Below are 16,076 nucleotides of genomic sequence, written 5' to 3' on the forward strand. Positions count from 1 at the left end.
CTCGCTCCTCAGCCCTCGATGCTCAGCAGGCCGCTTTCAGCGACCTGCTTCTGCGCCTGGGCCTGCCCTTCGGCGCGTGCGATATACCCCTTCGACTTCTCGACCTCGCTCGTTAGCAGGGTCACGGTCTGCTTCATGCTGTCGAGCGCGCGCAGCTTGAAGGCATCGACCTCGTCCATCGTGTCGTAGATGTTCTGGAAGGCGCGCTGGAGCGTTTCCAGCGGGATGGTGCTGGCGGCGGCTTGTTCGTGGATCTTGCCGGTCTGGTCGCGCAGCATGGTGCTGGTGGAGTCGATGATGCCGGCAGTCGTTTCGTTGAGCGCGGTGATCTGGCCCAGCACGAGGCGCTGGTTGGTCATCGCCTCCGCGACCGTCACAGCCGTGCGCAGCGCGCCGACGGTGGTGGTGCTGGCGCGGTCGACGCCCTTCACCAGCTCGACATTGTTCTTCTTGACGAGGTCGAGAGCGAGATAGCCTTGCACGCTCACCGCCATCTGGGTGAGCAGATCCTGCGTGCGCTGGCGGACATAGAACAGCGCAGTCTCGCGCACGGCCTTGGCCTTGGCCGGATCGGTCGCGTCGAGTTCGGCGGCCTTTTCTTCCAGCTTCTGGTCCAGCGTGTTGGAGATGTGGATCATCTGTTCCAGATTGCCCATCGCCTCCCACAGCTTCTGCCGTTCGACGTCGATCGCGGCATTGTCCATGATCAGCTCGTCCTTGCCGCTGGCAAGGTTCAGGAGGATCGACTGGATGTGCGTCTGCGCGCTCTGGTACGAGCGGAAATAATTCGTCAGCTTGTTGCCGAAGGGAATGATGCCGAGGAACTTGCGCGTTCCCGACAGCTTGCCGCGCTTGCCCGGATCGAGATCTTCCACCACGCGGCGCAGTTCGGCGAGGTTGGCGCCCACGCCTTCGTCCTTGTCCATCGCGCGCACGGGGCGGTCGAGGAAGCGGTTGGACATGCCGGCGGCCGCCATGATTTCCTTGCGGCCCATGTTGGTGAGCTGGTCGACCTTCTTGCCGAATTCGGGCGAATTGGCGTCCTGCGCGATGAGGTCGGCGACGAAGCCGTCGACCTTGGTTTCGAGCTTGCTCTTCACCTCGTCCGACACGGGAACGAGCCCGGCGGCCTTCTCGGGCGCGACGGCCGGCACCGGATCGGGCGGCGTCAGGTCGAATTCGGGCGGAGCCATGGTCGCCGTGGCGGCGGGCTTGGCTGCGGACGGAGCGGCGGCTGCCTGAGGTTTTTCGTCACTCATGGAACTACAAGAGGCCTCCCAGAAGATTTCCTTCTGTATTAGGTCTCTATAACACGAGTTTCAAGGTGCCATCGCAGGACAGCACGTTGAATTGCGACGGATCGCCTTGAATCAGGCCGCCAGGTCGAGCGGCTGGATTTCGCCGGCGAGGTAAAGCCGCTTGGCTTTTGCACGACTGAGCTTGCCCGAGCTGGTGCGCGGCAGCGTGCGCGGCGGAACCAGTTCGACGACGCAGCTCATGCCCGTGACGCCGCGAACCTTGTCGGCGATCTGGTCGCGCAGGCGGACCTGCTCTTCCGGATCGGACACGCGGCAATGGACCAGCACGGCAGGCGCTTCCTCGCCGTTCTCGGTCTCGATCGAGAAGGCGGCGATGTCGCCGTGGTTGAAGCCGGGCAGCTGTTCGACCGCCCATTCGATATCCTGCGGCCAGAGGTTCTTGCCGTTGATGATGATCATGTCCTTCGCGCGGCCGACGATGAACAGGTAGCCATCGGCAAGATAGCCCATGTCGCCCGTGTCGAGCCAGCCGTCCACGAGGCACTCGTTGGTCGCTTCCTCGTTGCGGAAGTAGGAATGCATGACACTGGTGCCGCGGCACCAGACCTTGCCGATCTGGTGGTCGCCCTTGGCCTTGCCGTTTTCGTCGCGGATTTCGACTTCCATGCCGGGCAGGGCCTTGCCGCAATTGACGATGGCGCGATAGCGCGCCGGATTGTCGAGATTGCGCGGACGGCCCGACAGGCGTTCTTCCTCGACCAGTTCGACGCGGATACCTTCGCCAGGCGGCATGACGGTGACCGCCAGCGTCGCTTCGGCAAGGCCGTAGCTGGGCGTGAAGGCGCTGGCCTTGAAACCGGCCTGCGCAAAGGCATTGACGAAGCTCTGCATCACGTCGGGGCGGATCATGTCCGCGCCATTGCCCGCCGTGCGCCAGCGCGACAGGTCGAAGCGGTCGCCCACGTGGCTCTGGCTGGAGATGCGGCGCGCGCAGATGTCGTAGCCGAAGGTCGGCGAATAGCTGAGCGTGTTGCCCTTGTTGCGGCTGATGAGGTCGAGCCACGCCAGCGGGCGGCGGGCGAAGTGTTCGGTCTTGAGATAGTCGACCGATGCCTGGTTCGCGATCGGCGAGAGCAGGCAGCCGACGAGGCCCATGTCATGGTACCACGGCAGCCAGCTGACCACGCGGTCGTTGACGCCGAGGTCCACGCCGGTCGAATGGCCGAAGAGATTGTGCAGCAGCGCGCGGTGGGTGACCGCAACGCCGGTGGGGAAGCGTGTCGAGCCGGACGAATACTGCAAGTAGCAGATGTCGTCGGGCCGGGCTTCGGGCAGTTCGCATTCCGGGTCGGGGCGCTGGCTGAAGTCCTGCCAGCTCTGGCCTTCGCAGCGCTGCCGTTCGGCAGCGGCCTGCGCCATCTCCTCGATCTCGCCGGGATAGATCAGCATCTTGGGATCGCTGCTCTGCAGCTGGACCGACAGCTGGTCGATATAGCCTTCCTTGCCGCCGAAGCCGGTGGGCAGGGGCAGCGGGACCGGCCAGGCGCCGACATAGGTGCAGGCGCAGAACAGGGCGGCGAATTCGGGGCAGGTTTCCGCGATCAGCGCGACGCGGTCTTCCTTGCCGATGCCGGCAGCGACCAGCTGGCGCGCGAACTTCAGCGCGTCTTCGCGCATCTCGCTGAAGGGATAGGGGCGCACGAGGTCGCCGCGCATATCGTGAAAATTGAGTCCTTTTTCGCTGCGCGCAGCGTAATCGACCGCCTCGTTGAAGGTGTCGAAATCGGCCCTGCGCCTCGGCAGGTCGCAGTCATTGGGCGTCGGCGTCAATGCGGCGTCGGTCATTTTTATTACGATTCCCGTGAAAAGTCAGTGCCTTGCGGCCATCCCCATTGTTCCGTACGCCGTGCAACCCGAGCCGGCGCGTTATCGAGCTTTTCCATTCGATAAGGAGTGTGGCACGAATATGGCCGATGGTTGAACGTAACGCAACATCGCGGCGAAGTCGTCGCACGCCCAAACCGCTCGACCGCACGCGCCTGAACGATCTCGCGCTGGCCTATGTCGCGCGGTTCGCCACCAGCGCGGGCAAGCTGCGCACCTATCTCAATCGCAAGCTGCGCGAACGCGGCTGGGACGGCGATGAAGGCCCCGATGTTGATGGACTGGTCGGGAAATTCGTCGATCGCGGCTATGTCGACGATCGCGGGTTCGGACGAATGAAGGCCAGCGGCCTGCTCGCCCGCGGCTATGGCGCACGGCGGGTGGACGAGACGCTACGGTCGGCGGGTCTCGACGAGGGGCTGCGCGACGAGCTCGCTCCGGCCGAACGCGAGGCGCGGCAGGCGGCCATATCGCTTGCCAGGCGGCGCCGATTCGGCCCCTTCGGTGTCGGCCACGAAGACGAACCGGTGGAAGAGCGCCACAAGCGGCGCGAAAAGCAGCTTGCGGCGATGGTCCGTGCAGGCCACACCTTCGCCCATGCGCAGGCGGTACTGTCCGCCCGCGACGAAAGCGCTCTCGACGAATGGCTCGAAGAGGGCGAATAACCGGGCCCAACTACAGGAAATACGGCATGAAATTCCGCTCCGCGCTGATCTGTGCACTCCCGCTGGCGCTGATGGCCTGCGCCCAGCAGGGCACGGCAAACGAGCCGGCACCTTCGGCCTCGCAGCAGGCGCAGGACGAAGTGCATCCGATCTCCGGCCTCAAGATCATCCCGGTCACCGTGACCAAGGGCAAGGTGAAGCACGTCTTCCGCGCCGAACTGGCCGATTCGCGCGAGGCGCAGGGCAAGGGGCTGATGTTCCGCACCGAACTGCCCGACGATGCTGCGATGATCTTCCCCAGCGTGCCGCAGACCGCGCGCAGCTTCTGGATGAAGAACACGCCGCTGCCGCTCGACATCATTTTCATCGGCACCGACGGGCGCATCCTCAACATCGCCGCCATGACCGAACCCTATTCGCTCGAATCGGTCTATTCGGACGGGCTCACCAGCGGCGTGCTGGAAATCCGCGGCGGCCTGGCGGCCGAACTCGGCATCGGGCCGGGCGATCTCGTCGAATGGTAGGCGATTTCCCGCATGCGCGCGCTTGGCGCACGCGCGGGAATCGGCTAGGCGCGCGGCCATGAGCGTACTCGGAAAGATCTTCACCTGGTGGGACGGTGCCACCATCGGCACCATGCTGTGGTCCTCGCGCAACGGCGAACACGTCGGAACCGACGCGCAGGGCAACAAGTACTACCGTTCGAAGAAGCGCGGCGAAGGCCAGCGCGAACGCCGCTGGGTGATCTACGCCGGCACCAACGATGCCAGCCGCGTGCCGGCCGAATGGCACGGCTGGCTGCACGGTTCGGGTGACGACGTGCCGGAAAGCTTCCTGCCCGCGCCGCGCATCTGGGAAGCCGATTACACGCCGAATGCCACCGGCACCGCCTCTGCATACCGTCCGCAGGGCGCGCTCGAACGCGGCGGCAAGCGCGCCGCCGCCGTCGGCGATTACGAAGCCTGGTCGCCGGACGCCTGATCGTGCTCCGCGCCGGTGCGATCCTTTGCAGCCTGGCCTTGCTGGCTGCCTGTTCGCAGGACCCGCCCGAGCCGGAAGCTGTCAGCACTGAAATTCCCGACGAGCTGAAGCGCGTCGAACTGCCCAAGGTCGAAGCCGCCGCTGAAGCCGCGATCGGCACGCCGATGGAAGACCGGGTCGCGACGATCGGCCTGCTCAACAAGCGTAACAACGAGACCCGCGAGCTCGAACTGAAGCCCGGCCAGCAGCAGCGCGTGGGCAGCGTGATCGTGCGCCTTTCGGCTTGCGAGCGCACCGCGCCGTGGGAAATGTCGCAGGAAACCGGCGCTTTCGTGCAGGTCCTCGTCCTCGACCGGGGCAGCGAGAACCAGTTCCGCAAGATCTTTTCGGGCTGGCTGTTCAAGAACTCGCCCAGCCTGAACGTGGTCGAGCACCCGATCTACGACATCTGGGTCAAGGACTGCGCGATGGAATTCCCGGGCGAGGAATGAGCGTTCGCCGCGGCCACGGCCCGCGGTATCGATCCTGACGCGGGACCGCGCGCCTCGCGCAATTTCTCCAGATAGGCCGACTGGGGCAGGGCCACCGCCCCCATGGTTGCCAGGTGGTCAGTCATGAACTGGCAGTCGAGCAGCGCATAACCCGCCTCGCGCATGGCCGCGACCAGCCAGGCCAGCGCGGTCTTGCTGGCATTGTCGGTGCGGCTGAACATGCTCTCGCCGCAGAACACCCGGTCGAAGGCCACGCCGTAGAGCCCGCCGACCAGCGCGCCGTCGTCCCACACCTCGATGGAATGGGCATGGCCTGCCTCGTGCAGCGCAATGTAGCTCGATTCGATCTGGTAGCTGATCCAGCTTTCCGCGTGTTCCTCGCGCGGCTCGGCGCAGGCGGCGATGACCGCGCGGAAATCGTGGTCGCAGGTCACGCGGAAGCGGTCCTGTTTCACTACCTTGCGCAGGCTCTTGGAGAAACGGAAGCCGCCCAGCGGGATGATCGCGCGCTCGCGCGGTTCGACCCAGTACACCTCGCGGTCTCCGCGGTGGTCGGCCATGGGGAAGATGCCGCTGCGATAGGCGTGCAGCAGCAGCTCGACAGGGATCAGTTCGGGCACGGGGGCATGCATGGCAGGGACCATCCTAGCAGTTTGCATTTCCATGCGATACGCGGCTTGCCAGCAGCGCACAGAGCGACTAATGCGCGCCCTCGGCTGCAGGGGTGTAGCTCAGCTGGTAGAGCATCGGTCTCCAAAACCGAGGGCCACGGGTTCGAATCCTGTCACCCCTGCCATTTCCTTTCTTCAATGACTTGTCGCTTTCATCGGCGGGGCCTACTGCGCCCGTCATGACAGAAGAAGAAAAGCAAAAGCGCGGCATCCAGGACCGCAAGTTCTACGCGGCCGAACAGGAAGCCAAGTTCGAGAAGAAGGGCCTCGAGGTCCACACGCCGCAGACCGAACACCCCAGTTACAAGCTCGCTTTCCAGGACAAGGACTTCCTCCTGCGCGAGGAATTGCGGCCGGTCCGCTTCCAGCTCGAACTGCTCAAGCCCGAGATGATTCTCGACGAGGCAGGCATTGGCTCGACGCTGGTGATGTACGGCAGCGCCCGCATCCCCCCGCCCGAAGCTGTCGAAACCGCGCTCGAAGGCGCGAAGGACCTGCCCGAGGAAGACCGCAAGGTGGTCGAGAGCCTTGTGGCGAAGTCCAAATATTATACCGAGGCGCTCAAGCTGGCGAAGCTGGCGACGGAAAAGTCGATCATCGAGAACGGCAAGCGCCAGTTCGTCGTCTGCTCGGGCGGCGGCCCCTCGATCATGGAAGCGGCCAATCGCGGTGCGAGCGAGGCGGGCGGGGAATCCATCGGCCTCAACATCATCCTGCCGCACGAACAGGCGCCCAACCAGTATGTGACGCCCTATCTGTCGCTCAACTTCCACTATTTCGCGCTGCGCAAGATGCACTTCCTGCTGCGTGCGCGGGCGGTGGCCGTTTTCCCGGGCGGGTTCGGCACGTTCGACGAATTCTTCGAGTTGCTGACCCTGATCCAGACCGGCAAGATGAAGCCGATCCCGATCCTCTTGTTCGGCAAGGATTTCTGGACGCGGGTGGTGAACTTCGAAGCCATCGCGGAAGAAGGCACGATCTCGAAGAAGGATCTCGAGCTGTTCCGCTGGTGCGAAACCGCGGAAGAGGCGTGGGAATACCTCTGCGACTTCTACAACCTCGGCTGCTGAGGCAGGCCTAGCCCAGCTTGCGCACCGCCTGGTGCCCGAGCGGGCCGGAGCCTGCGCCGAAGCCCGGGGCATTCTCAATTGCCGCATAGACGAAGCCGCGCGCCAGCCTGATGGCGTGCGTCGTCGGTTGGCCGTAGGCGAGGAAGGTCGCAAGCGCCGCCGACAGCGTACAGCCCGTGCCGTGGGTGTGCGGCGTATCGATGCGCGCATGGCCGAAGCTCGCCAGCTTGCCGGTCGAGGACACGGCGCGGTCCAGCACTTCGTCGCCTTCGCCGTGGCCGCCTTTGGCCAGCACCACCGTATCGTGCTTTTCCGCCAGGACGCGCGCGGCGTCGAAGACCTCGTCGTCGGGAATGTCGGCGCGGCCCGTCAGTGCCGCGAGTTCGGGCAGGTTGGGCGTGACGACGGTGGCGATATCCATCAGCGCGCCGAAGGCATTGACGGTCTCCGCGCTTGCCAGCTCGGACCCGCTGGTCGCCACCATGACCGGATCGAAGACGATGGGGCCGGAAAAGGTGTCGAGCCTTTCGGCAAGGCGCATGGCGATTTCGGGTGAGCCGAGCATCCCGATCTTGATCGCATCGGTACCGATGTCGGACAGGCAGCTTTCCACCTGCTGCATCACGAAGTCCGGCGAGAAAACCTCCACCCCCTGCACGCCGGTGGTGTTCTGGGCCGTCACGGCGGTGATCGCGCTCATGGCATAGCCGCCGAGCATGGTGATGGTCTTGATGTCGGCCTGGATGCCGGCGCCCCCTGAAGGATCGGAGCCGGCAATGGTCAGCACGCGCGGCGGGGCGCCGCTCATCCCTTGGACTTCCGCTCGGTCGAGGCGGGGAACTTGTCGAGCAGCTTGCGCGCGCGGGTCGGGCGATCCATCAGCTCGCCTCCGCAATTGGGGCACAGGTCGTCGAGCGCCTCGGCGCAGTCCGCGCAGAACGTGCATTCGAAGCTGCAGATGAAGGCGCCGGGCGCATCTGCCGGCGTATCGGCACCGCAGCGTTCGCAATCGGGACGCATTTCCAGCATCAGACGGCCTCCCTCACCGCATCGCAGATCCGGTCGACGATCCGTTCGACCTGCGCCGCATCGTCGCCTTCCGCCATGACACGGATGACCGGTTCGGTGCCGGAGGGGCGAATGACAAGGCGGCCGGTGCCTTCCAGCTCCTTTTCCGCATCCGCGATGACCTGCTTCACGCTGTCGGCTTCCAGCGGCTTGCCGCCGGAATAGCGCACGTTCTTGAGCAGCTGGGGTACGGGGTCGAAGACGTGCAGCAATTCGCTGGCCGGCTTGCCCGAGCGTACGAGGCTGGCAAGCACGCGCAGCGCCGCAACCGTGCCGTCGCCGGTGGTCCCGTGATCGAGCAGGATCATGTGGCCCGACTGTTCACCGCCGACGTTGAAACCGCCTTCCTTCATCTTTTCGAGCACGTAGCGGTCGCCGACCTTGGCGCGTTCCAGCGTCAGGCCCTGTGTCTGAAGGTAGCGTTCGAGGCCGAGATTGCTCATCACCGTCGCCACCACGCCGCCGCCCCTGAGGTCGCCGCGGGCGTGGAGGCGGGTCGCGATCAATGCCATGATCTGGTCGCCGTCGACCGCCTGGCCTTTCTCGTCGATCACGATCAGGCGGTCCGCATCGCCGTCGAGGGCAATGCCGATATCCGCGCCCTCCTCGACCACGCGGGCCTTGATCGCATCGAGCGAGGTCGAGCCGACGCCCTGGTTGATGTTGGTGCCATTGGGTTCGATGCCCATCGCGATCACGTCCGCGCCCAGTTCCCAGATGGCCGAGGGGGCCACCTGATAGGCCGCGCCATTGGCGCAATCGACCACCACCTTCAGCCCGTCGAAGCGGATGTCGGAGGCGACCGATTGCTTGATCGCGTGGATGTAGCGCCCGCGCGCATCGTCGATCCGCCGGGCGCGCCCGATGCGGTCGGGCTGGACCAGAAGCGGCTCCTGTTCGAGCAGCAGCTCGATCGCCGCCTCGGCCTCGTCGGACAGCTTGAAGCCGTCTGGACCGAACAGCTTGATGCCATTGTCCTCGTATAGATTGTGGCTGGCCGAGATCATGACACCGAGGTCGGCGCGCATTTCGCGGGTCAGCAGCGCGATGGCGGGGGTGGGCAACGGCCCGGTCATCACCACGTCCATGCCCACGCTGGTGAAGCCGGCCACCAGCGCGCTTTCCATCATGTAGCCCGACAGGCGCGTGTCCTTGCCGATTACCACCCGGTGCCGGTGTCCTCCGCGCAGGAAATGCGTGCCCGCCGCCTGGCCGACACGCATGGCGGTGGCCGCGGTCATCACGCCTTCGTTGGTCCGCCCGCGGATGCCGTCGGTGCCGAAGAACTTGCGTGCCATTGAATTTGCGCTCCGTTTCTTTGCGCTAACGTCTTGGCCGCGAATGGCGCGGAATAAAAGCCATGGCGCGGATTTTCCCAGCCGCTATGCAACCACCCGCGCGCCCATGCGTTGGCTGGGTAAATCGCGAAACGAACACGGACACCAAAAGGGGAACCATCCATGGCTTTTGAGCTGATCGACCTGCCTTACGACGACACCGCGCTGGAACCGGCGGTTTCGGCCCGCACGCTGTCGTACCACCACGGCAAGCACCACAAGGCCTATATCGACAAGACCAACGCCGCGATCGAAGGCACCGATCTTGCCGGCAAGAGCCTCGAAGACGTCATCGCTGCCGCGCGCGGCAGCAACCAGGGCCTCTTCAACAATGCCGCGCAGAGCTGGAACCACGGCTTCTACTGGCATTCGATGGCTGCTTCGGAAACTTCGATTTCCGACGAACTGAAGAGCATGATCGAAGCCGCTTTCGGTTCGGTTGCCGACCTCAAGGCCAAGCTCAAGGAACGCGGCACCGGCCATTTTGCCAGCGGCTGGGTCTGGCTGGCCGAAAAGGACGGCAAGCTGACGATCGAGGAAACCCATGACGGCGACACGCTGGCCGACCAGGACGGCGTCAATCCGCTGCTCGTGATCGACCTGTGGGAACACGCCTATTACCTCGATCACCAGAACGCCCGCCCGGAATATCTCGAAGCCGTCAACGGCAAGCTTAACTGGAGCTTCGCGCACGACAATCTGTCGCGCGGCAGCACCTGGAAGTATCCTTCCTGAGCTGAGCCACAAGGCTGAGACAGATGGCCCGCTGCGCTGACGATGCGCGGCGGGCCTTTCAGTTTTCGGGGGTGTGGTCTTCCTCGCCCAATATGCTGCCCGGGAATAGCGGCTCGCCGAAAATGAAGCCGACGAGATTGGGACGGCCGACATGGTCGAACAATGCGGTCAGCATCAGCAGGATGGGCACCGACAGTAGCGCGCCGAACGCGCCCCAGATCCAGGTGAAATAGGACAGTGCGATCAGGATCAGCACGGGGTTCATGGTGAACCGCGCGCCGAGGATCGACGGTGTCACCACATTGGCCTCGATCGTGTGGAGGCCGAGATAGGCGAGCGCGGGGACGAGGCCGAGCAGGACCGTGTCCGCCGTGCCGATCCCGAACAGGGCGAGCAGGCCGACCATCACGGTGGGCCCGATATAGGGCAGGAAGTTGAGGATCGCGGCAAGGCCGCCCCACATGATCGGCGCATCGACGCCCAGTGCCCATGCCCCGAGCGCGACTATCACGCCGACCAACGCGTTGATCCAGCCAACGGTCAGTATGTAGGCGGCGACCCGGTCCTGCACTTCGCGGATGACGCGGGCGGCCTTGATGCTCGACCCGAAGCTGGTGCGCCCGAACAGCAGTTTCTGGCGCAGGCGCACGCGCGCCTCGATCATGAAATAGGCCATCAGCAGCGTCAGGATCGCCTCGATGATGACGGTCGGCGTCGCAAAGGCCAGTTCCTCGAGGTAGCTGGGCGTAGCCAGAACCACTTCGCGCGGCTGGCCGTCACGCTCGACCAGCTCGACCAGCTGGCGGTTGATCTGCTCGATCCACGAGAATCGTTCGCGCAATTCGAGGAAGCGTTCGCCCACGCGCTGGACCAGCGCGGGCAGCTCGTCGAACAGCGTGATCGCGGGCTGCAGTATCAGCGCGAGCGCGAGCAGCAAAATCGCGAAGAACACGACCAGCGAAACCAGCGATGCGAGCGCGTTGGGCAGGCCCCAGCCGTTCAGCTTGTCCGCCAGCGGTGAGAGGATGACGGTCAGGATGACCGCGGTGACCACCGGCAGGAACACGACCGACCCGATCGACAGGACAAAGGGCAAGGCGAGGAACAGCCCCGCACCTAGGATCAGCACCAGCGCGGAAATCAGGCGCAGTTCCTGCTGCGCGAAGGCGTAACGCGGCATATGGTGCGGCGTTGCAGGGCCTTCTTGCGGCCGCTTGTCGGGTTCGCTCTCGCTCATCGCCTGTCTATCTGCCGCGACGCGGGTTGCCGGGCAAGCGGGTCGTAAGGCGAGGTCAGCTGCGCGCCGCGACGCCGAGCCCGGCGGCGACATCGTCGAGTTCCTCGAGGATGGCGCGGTGCGCGGTATCGTCGTCGAGCGAACGCCTCGGGATCGAGCCTTCCTGCAGCATCGAGTTGAGCGTTGCGCGGGCGCGGCCCACGCGGCTCTTGATCGTGCCCACGGCGCAGCCGCAGATATTGGCCGCTTCTTCGTAGGAGAAGCCGCCGGCACCGACCAGCAGCAGCGCCTCGCGCCGTTCCGGCGGCAAGGTCAGCAGCGCGCGGTGCATGTCGGCGAGGTGGATCGGCTCTTCCTGTCCGGCAGGCGCGGTCAGGACGCGTTCGGCGACCGTCTCGTCATATTCGCCGCGGAAGCGGTTGCGCCGCATGTCGGTGAGATAGGCGTTGCGCAGGATCACGAAGGTCCAGGCGCGCATGCTGGTGCCGGGCTGGAAGCGGTCCTGCGCGGCCCAGGCCTTGAGCAGAGTTTCCTGGACGAGGTCGTCGGCCATGTCCGCACGGCCGCACAGGCCACGTGCGAAGGCACGCAAGTGCGGAACGACCTCGGTCAGTTCGCGCTTGAAGTCGGCCTTCTCGGAGGCCGTGCGTTTCTCGGCCCCCATCAGTCCTTCGAGTCCAGTTTGGACAGCAGGTCCTTGAAGGCGTCGGGCAGGGGCTCGTCGACGACGGAATCGTACAGCTTGCGCAGGCCGTTGGCCCACTCGGGCTGCTTTTCGCCCTGCGGTTTCGCCTTCCCGCCCTGATTGTCGGAAGATGCTGAAGAGGTCATCGTGTCTAAAATTCGTCCTTGCCTTGCCCTATCGCGCGCCGGGGCGCGCCCGGGCGGATAAGCATAACGATCCCTTTGGTGCACCGCTAACGCAGTGAAGGCGCGCAGGTTCCACGATTGGAACGCTTTTTTGCTGGAATTCCGCTCCGAAGGAACCTTACAGCCCCTTGCGGATATAAAGCATCACAGGTTGTGAGCCTTCGGGGACGGATGCTGGAAGAGAACAGGATTCTGCGCAGGGGACGGCGCCGGCGGTGGCTGGTCGATTACCCGCGCATGGTGCCCCTCGCCATCTTCCTGCTGGTTGCGGCCGTCACCTTCGTCAGCGTCGTCGCGATAGAGAGCGGGCAGGCTGTCCGCGAAGAGGCCGAACTCAACCGCAAGGCGCAGTCGATGGTGTCCGCGATCGAGCGGCGCGCCTATTCCAATTCTGCATTCCTCAGGGCGGCTGCAGCGCTGTTCAGTTCGCAAGGCGAGGTCAGCAGCGACAGCTTCCGGCAATTCGTCACCGAACTCCGGCTCGATGCGGATTACCGCGGCGCCGAAGGCATCGGCTGGGCTCCGGCTATCTCTTCCAGCGAAATCGTGAAGACCGAGGACCTGCTGAGCGATGGGCGCGTCAGCCGTGTGAGGATCACGCCCAGCATCGTCGACCAGCCGCGCTCGCAGCTCGTCCCGGTGCTCTATCTCCAGCCCGACACGCTGCGGAACCGCCGTGCGCTCGGGTTTGACATGTATTCCGAGCCCGTCCGCCGTGAAGCGCTGGACGAGGCGACCAAGACCGCGCGGCCCACAGCGACCGGCCACGTGGTGCTGGTGCAGGAAGGCGGCGTGGAGGAACCGGGCTTCCTCATCTACATGCCCGTGTTCGACGGCGGCATCACCGACCGCGTGCTCAAGGGATTCGTTTACAGCCCCTTCAATGCAGGCGAGTTCCTCGCCTCGGCGGCGGACCTCGTCGGCGATGACGAAACCGGGGTCCGGCTCTACGACATCGGTGCCGACAAGCGCGACCTGATGGCGGAACTGCCGGGCTGGAAGCAGGACGTGCCTTCGGTCGAGCGCGAGATCGACTTGGCCAATCGCAAGATGCTGCTTGTCGTCCAGTCCAGCGCGGCAGATGTCCTTTCTCCACTTTCGATGATCACGCTGTTGTTCGGCCTCGCGGTTGCGAGCCTCCTGCTGGTCGTCGCCCGCCTGCTGACCCAGCAGGCGCAGGAAGACAGCCGTTCGCTCGAATGGTTCGCCGAACAGAACTCGATCCGCAATTCGCTGACCCGCGAGCTGAACCACCGCGTCAAGAACACGCTCGCCAACGTGCTGTCGATCGTGTCGTTGACCCGGCGGCGGGCGGATAATCTGGACGAGTTCGCGCAAGGCATCGACAGCCGCATCCGCGCCCTGTCGGCAACCCACGACCTGCTCACCCAGTCCGAATGGGGCACCACGCCGATCCGTTCGGTGATCGAGGTCGAACTGGCACCCTATGCCAATGCAGAGGACCACACGGTCGTCATGGAAGGGCCGGATGTCGAACTTGCCCCCAATGATGCGCTGTCGATGGGGCTGGCGATCCACGAACTGGCGACCAATGCCGCCAAGTTCGGTGCATTGAGCCGTGCAGGCGGCAAGGTCACCGTGATCTGGACGCTGGTGAACGAAGGGCTTGCCCGGATCGACTGGTCCGAAAGCGGCGGTCCGCGCGTGACCGAGCCACAGAAGCGCGGGTTCGGTACCGACCTCATCGAGAAGATCGTCGCCCACGAACTGCGCCATCCGGTGGAGCTGGAATTCCTGCCGACCGGCGTGCGGTGCAAGCTGCTGGTCCCGGTGCGCGAACCCAATGAATTCATGCTGCGCAGCGCCCCGCCCCCGCAGAAGGGCCACTGATCAAGCCCGTCACCTGATCGCAGGCACGAAAAAGGCCGCCGGGACGATGGTCCGGGCGGCCTCTTCGTTTAGTGTCTGGCGATTCAGCCCAGCGGGCGGCTCGATCCGAAGAACAGGGCCTGGCTGATGGCGGCACGCACCGTCTGTTCCTGGAACGGCTTGGTCACCAGGTAGGTCGGTTCGGGACGGTCGCCGGTCAGCAGGCGCTCGGGATAGGCAGTGATGAAGATCACCGGCACGCTGTCGATGGCGAGGATGTCGTCCACCGCGTCGAGGCCCGAGGAGCCGTCGGCCAGCTGGATATCGGCCAGCACGAGGCCCGGCGTCTTCTGGGCGACGACTTCCTGTGCCTGCGTGCGCGTGGCAGCGGTGCCGCACACTTCATGGCCGAGCGAGGTCACGAGGTCTTCGAGCTGCATGGAGATCAGCGGCTCGTCCTCGATGATGAGCACGCTGGTCGCGCTTTCGCGGTCGATTTCGCTGACCGCTTCCTGCACCAGCCGTTCGATCTGGTCGGGAGCGAGGTCCATGATCTCGCCGGCCTGTTCGACCGAGAAGTCTTCCAGCGTCGTCAGCAGCAATGCCTGGCGGTTGAGCGGGGTGATCGACTTCAACCGGTCCTGCGCAGCGCCTTCATGACCTTCACCGACCGGCTCGGGCACATCCATGTAAGCGCTGGCCCAGACCTTGTTGAACGCGCGGTAGAGCGGCACCCGGCCACCTTCCAGCGAAGCCTTCAGCTGGTCGTCCGCCAGGGCGGCTTCCAGCGTGGCACGGACGAATGCGTCCCCCGTTGCCTGCGAGCCGGTCAGCGCGCGCGCATAGCGGCGCAGGTAAGGCAGATTTTTCGCGATTTGATCACCAAGCGACATATAACCCCTTCCGTGGTTTGCGCGCATGGAACGTCCCATTGCGATGGTGGTTCCTATTCCGACGCAGGAAAAATCCGCGTTCCGATCAAAAAGCACCGAGCCGGGAAATCAACGAACCGCGGGCGCTCGATGGAATTCTGGTTGCTGGGGAGAGCCGGGATGTTTGAAGTAGCGAAACCTTATGCGTGCAGGGAGTGTCCCCTGCAGCATTGTCCGGGGCTGCGACCGCTGGAAGAGCGGCAGCTGGACTACATCCAGACTATCAAGACCGGGGAATACCGTTTCGAGCGCGGGGATACCGTGCTGCAGGAACAGGAAAGCTGCGATTACCTCTTCACCATCCTGGAAGGGGTGGCGATCCGTTTCCTCACGCTGGATGACGGGCGGCGGCAGATCGTCAACTTCATGTTCCCGGGCGACCTCATCGGCCTGCAGGGCGCTTTCGATGATGTCGTGAGCCATTCGGTCGAGGCGATCCTGCCGCTGCGCCTTTGCCGTTTCCGCCGCAATGATTTCGTCGCGCTGATCAAGGAACATCCCCGGCTCGGCTACGACATCACCTGGCTGGCTGCCAAAGAGGAAAGCGCGCTGGAGGGCCATCTCGTCTCGCTCGGGCAACGCAGCGCGCGCGAGCGTGTGGTGTTCCTTGCCGTCTGGCTGCTCGACCGAGCGCTGGCGACTGGCATTGCGCGCGAAGGCAACAAGTTCGCCATGCCGATTACCCAGACCCAGATCGCCGATATGCTCGGGCTATCGCTCGTCCATACCAATCGCACCATCCGCGCGCTGGACCGCGATGGGCTGGTCCAGTGGAGCTCGCGCGAGATCTGCGTGCCGGACATGGAGAAGGCTGCCGAATTCGCCGATTTCGACTTGTCCGGAAAGACGGTCAGGCCCTTCATCTGACACGCGAAAAAAATTTTTCGTCGCAGGGAACTACCTTCCCGTCCGGACATTTCTCCTATGTCACCGCCGAGACCCCCCTCCCGTCCAAGCGGCTGGTGATACGATCCCGAAAGGCCTTCGCTCCCCGTGAGCGGAGGCCTTTTTTCTTGCCCGTACGAGCGAGTGGGAATTCTGCAGAG

General features: G+C 64.6%; 18 protein-coding genes and 1 tRNA gene. 9 read left to right on the plus strand and 10 right to left on the minus strand.

What is annotated here, in order from left to right:
• Nucleotides 1–8: 8 nt before the first annotated feature.
• Both LCL94_RS09065 and LCL94_RS09070 read right to left on the minus strand, forming a co-directional pair.
• Nucleotides 9–1,259, minus strand: coding sequence for a toxic anion resistance protein (locus LCL94_RS09065; RefSeq protein WP_407692161.1), 1,251 nt, complete (start codon nt 1,257–1,259; stop codon nt 9–11).
• A gap of 111 nt (nt 1,260–1,370) precedes the next feature.
• Nucleotides 1,371–3,104: a fatty acyl-AMP ligase gene (locus tag LCL94_RS09070; protein ID WP_224831919.1), complete on the minus strand. Its 1,734-nt coding sequence runs from the start codon at nt 3,102–3,104 to the stop codon at nt 1,371–1,373.
• A 128-nt stretch (nt 3,105–3,232) separates the two neighbouring features.
• Here LCL94_RS09070 and LCL94_RS09075 point away from each other — a divergent pair, with 128 nt between their 5' ends.
• From LCL94_RS09075 to LCL94_RS09090, 4 genes are read left to right on the plus strand one after another with little or no spacing between them, the layout of a single operon-like run.
• On the plus strand, nt 3,233–3,808 hold the full coding sequence (locus LCL94_RS09075) for a regulatory protein RecX (protein WP_224831920.1): 576 nt from the start codon (nt 3,233–3,235) through the stop codon (nt 3,806–3,808).
• A 26-nt stretch (nt 3,809–3,834) separates the two neighbouring features.
• A complete protein-coding gene (locus LCL94_RS09080; RefSeq protein ID WP_222554632.1) occupies nt 3,835–4,332 on the plus strand; it encodes a DUF192 domain-containing protein in 498 nt (165 codons plus the stop codon).
• 58 nt (nt 4,333–4,390) lie between these two features.
• Complete coding sequence (locus tag LCL94_RS09085) at nt 4,391–4,789, plus strand: NADH:ubiquinone oxidoreductase subunit NDUFA12 (protein ID WP_224831921.1); 399 nt, start codon at nt 4,391–4,393, stop codon at nt 4,787–4,789.
• 2 nt (nt 4,790–4,791) lie between these two features.
• Complete coding sequence (locus tag LCL94_RS09090; RefSeq protein WP_224831922.1) at nt 4,792–5,280, plus strand: DUF2155 domain-containing protein; 489 nt, start codon at nt 4,792–4,794, stop codon at nt 5,278–5,280.
• On the opposite strand, the gene aat is transcribed toward LCL94_RS09090, so the two are convergent.
• On the minus strand, nt 5,229–5,912 hold the full coding sequence (aat, locus tag LCL94_RS09095; protein ID WP_224831923.1) for a leucyl/phenylalanyl-tRNA--protein transferase: 684 nt from the start codon (nt 5,910–5,912) through the stop codon (nt 5,229–5,231). The genes LCL94_RS09090 and aat overlap by 52 nt on opposite strands.
• 88 nt (nt 5,913–6,000) lie before the next feature.
• Between aat and LCL94_RS09100 the strand changes: the two genes are divergently transcribed.
• Nucleotides 6,001–6,076: transfer RNA gene (locus LCL94_RS09100), tRNA-Trp, on the plus strand.
• 54 nt (nt 6,077–6,130) lie between these two features.
• Complete coding sequence (locus LCL94_RS09105) at nt 6,131–7,021, plus strand: LOG family protein (protein WP_224831924.1); 891 nt, start codon at nt 6,131–6,133, stop codon at nt 7,019–7,021.
• 7 nt (nt 7,022–7,028) lie between these two features.
• Here the strand turns inward: LCL94_RS09105 and thiD are convergent, their stop codons facing one another.
• Genes thiD through glmM form a run of 3 tightly spaced genes read right to left on the minus strand, consistent with a single transcriptional unit; the run spans nt 7,029 to nt 9,387 of the window.
• Nucleotides 7,029–7,829, minus strand: a complete 801-nt coding sequence (gene thiD / locus LCL94_RS09110) for a bifunctional hydroxymethylpyrimidine kinase/phosphomethylpyrimidine kinase (protein ID WP_224831925.1) — start codon at nt 7,827–7,829, stop codon at nt 7,029–7,031.
• Complete coding sequence (locus LCL94_RS09115) at nt 7,826–8,050, minus strand: DUF1272 domain-containing protein (protein ID WP_224831926.1); 225 nt, start codon at nt 8,048–8,050, stop codon at nt 7,826–7,828. Before LCL94_RS09115 ends, thiD begins: the two co-directional genes overlap by 4 nt.
• Entirely contained in the window at nt 8,050–9,387 is a 1,338-nt protein-coding gene (gene glmM, locus LCL94_RS09120; protein ID WP_224831927.1) for a phosphoglucosamine mutase, read from the minus strand. Before glmM ends, LCL94_RS09115 begins: the two co-directional genes overlap by 1 nt.
• A 162-nt stretch (nt 9,388–9,549) precedes the next feature.
• Between glmM and LCL94_RS09125 the strand changes: the two genes are divergently transcribed.
• Nucleotides 9,550–10,161: a superoxide dismutase gene (locus LCL94_RS09125; protein ID WP_224831928.1), complete on the plus strand. Its 612-nt coding sequence runs from the start codon at nt 9,550–9,552 to the stop codon at nt 10,159–10,161.
• 58 nt (nt 10,162–10,219) lie between these two features.
• On the opposite strand, the gene LCL94_RS09130 is transcribed toward LCL94_RS09125, so the two are convergent.
• Genes LCL94_RS09130 through LCL94_RS09140 form a run of 3 tightly spaced genes read right to left on the minus strand, consistent with a single transcriptional unit; the run spans nt 10,220 to nt 12,229 of the window.
• A complete protein-coding gene (locus LCL94_RS09130) occupies nt 10,220–11,398 on the minus strand; it encodes an AI-2E family transporter (protein ID WP_224831929.1) in 1,179 nt (392 codons plus the stop codon).
• Nucleotides 11,399–11,453: 55 nt separating this feature from the next.
• Nucleotides 11,454–12,062 carry a sigma-70 family RNA polymerase sigma factor gene (locus LCL94_RS09135; protein ID WP_224831930.1) on the minus strand — a complete coding sequence of 203 codons (609 nt, stop codon included), beginning with the start codon at nt 12,060–12,062 and terminating at the stop codon, nt 11,454–11,456.
• A complete protein-coding gene (locus LCL94_RS09140; protein WP_160608994.1) occupies nt 12,062–12,229 on the minus strand; it encodes a NepR family anti-sigma factor in 168 nt (55 codons plus the stop codon). The genes LCL94_RS09135 and LCL94_RS09140 overlap by 1 nt, the downstream gene beginning before the upstream one ends.
• A 192-nt stretch (nt 12,230–12,421) precedes the next feature.
• Between LCL94_RS09140 and LCL94_RS09145 the strand changes: the two genes are divergently transcribed.
• The gene (locus LCL94_RS09145; RefSeq protein ID WP_224831931.1) at nt 12,422–14,119 is read left to right on the plus strand and encodes a CHASE domain-containing protein; all 1,698 of its coding nucleotides are present in this window, start codon (nt 12,422–12,424) and stop codon (nt 14,117–14,119) included.
• Nucleotides 14,120–14,202: 83 nt separating this feature from the next.
• Here the strand turns inward: LCL94_RS09145 and LCL94_RS09150 are convergent, their stop codons facing one another.
• Nucleotides 14,203–14,991 (minus strand): response regulator, encoded by a 789-nt coding sequence (locus LCL94_RS09150; RefSeq protein WP_160608995.1) that lies wholly within the window; start codon nt 14,989–14,991, stop codon nt 14,203–14,205.
• Between the two features lie 159 nt (nt 14,992–15,150).
• Here LCL94_RS09150 and LCL94_RS09155 point away from each other — a divergent pair, with 159 nt between their 5' ends.
• Nucleotides 15,151–15,897, plus strand: a complete 747-nt coding sequence (locus tag LCL94_RS09155) for a Crp/Fnr family transcriptional regulator (RefSeq protein ID WP_224831932.1) — start codon at nt 15,151–15,153, stop codon at nt 15,895–15,897.
• The last annotated feature ends 179 nt before the right edge of the window (nt 15,898–16,076 follow it).

The organism is Qipengyuania gaetbuli (genome assembly GCF_020171365.1).
GTDB lineage: Bacteria > Pseudomonadota > Alphaproteobacteria > Sphingomonadales > Sphingomonadaceae > Qipengyuania > Qipengyuania gaetbuli_B.

Excerpts from the sequence above, each read along its gene's own strand:
- LCL94_RS09065 (WP_407692161.1), bottom strand. The coding sequence starts at position 1,259 with ATGAGTGACGAAAAACCTCAGGCAGCCGCCGCTCCGTCCGCAGCCAAG.
- LCL94_RS09070 (WP_224831919.1), bottom strand. The coding sequence starts at position 3,104 with ATGACCGACGCCGCATTGACGCCGACGCCCAATGACTGCGACCTGCCG.
- LCL94_RS09075 (WP_224831920.1), top strand. The coding sequence starts at position 3,233 with ATGGTTGAACGTAACGCAACATCGCGGCGAAGTCGTCGCACGCCCAAA.
- LCL94_RS09080 (WP_222554632.1), top strand. The coding sequence starts at position 3,835 with ATGAAATTCCGCTCCGCGCTGATCTGTGCACTCCCGCTGGCGCTGATG.
- LCL94_RS09085 (WP_224831921.1), top strand. The coding sequence starts at position 4,391 with ATGAGCGTACTCGGAAAGATCTTCACCTGGTGGGACGGTGCCACCATC.
- aat (WP_224831923.1), bottom strand. The coding sequence starts at position 5,912 with ATGCATGCCCCCGTGCCCGAACTGATCCCTGTCGAGCTGCTGCTGCAC.
- LCL94_RS09105 (WP_224831924.1), top strand. The coding sequence starts at position 6,131 with ATGACAGAAGAAGAAAAGCAAAAGCGCGGCATCCAGGACCGCAAGTTC.
- thiD (WP_224831925.1), bottom strand. The coding sequence starts at position 7,829 with ATGAGCGGCGCCCCGCCGCGCGTGCTGACCATTGCCGGCTCCGATCCT.
- LCL94_RS09115 (WP_224831926.1), bottom strand. The coding sequence starts at position 8,050 with ATGCTGGAAATGCGTCCCGATTGCGAACGCTGCGGTGCCGATACGCCG.
- glmM (WP_224831927.1), bottom strand. The coding sequence starts at position 9,387 with ATGGCACGCAAGTTCTTCGGCACCGACGGCATCCGCGGGCGGACCAAC.
- LCL94_RS09125 (WP_224831928.1), top strand. The coding sequence starts at position 9,550 with ATGGCTTTTGAGCTGATCGACCTGCCTTACGACGACACCGCGCTGGAA.
- LCL94_RS09130 (WP_224831929.1), bottom strand. The coding sequence starts at position 11,398 with ATGAGCGAGAGCGAACCCGACAAGCGGCCGCAAGAAGGCCCTGCAACG.
- LCL94_RS09135 (WP_224831930.1), bottom strand. The coding sequence starts at position 12,062 with ATGGGGGCCGAGAAACGCACGGCCTCCGAGAAGGCCGACTTCAAGCGC.
- LCL94_RS09140 (WP_160608994.1), bottom strand. The coding sequence starts at position 12,229 with ATGACCTCTTCAGCATCTTCCGACAATCAGGGCGGGAAGGCGAAACCG.
- LCL94_RS09150 (WP_160608995.1), bottom strand. The coding sequence starts at position 14,991 with ATGTCGCTTGGTGATCAAATCGCGAAAAATCTGCCTTACCTGCGCCGC.
- LCL94_RS09155 (WP_224831932.1), top strand. The coding sequence starts at position 15,151 with ATGTTTGAAGTAGCGAAACCTTATGCGTGCAGGGAGTGTCCCCTGCAG.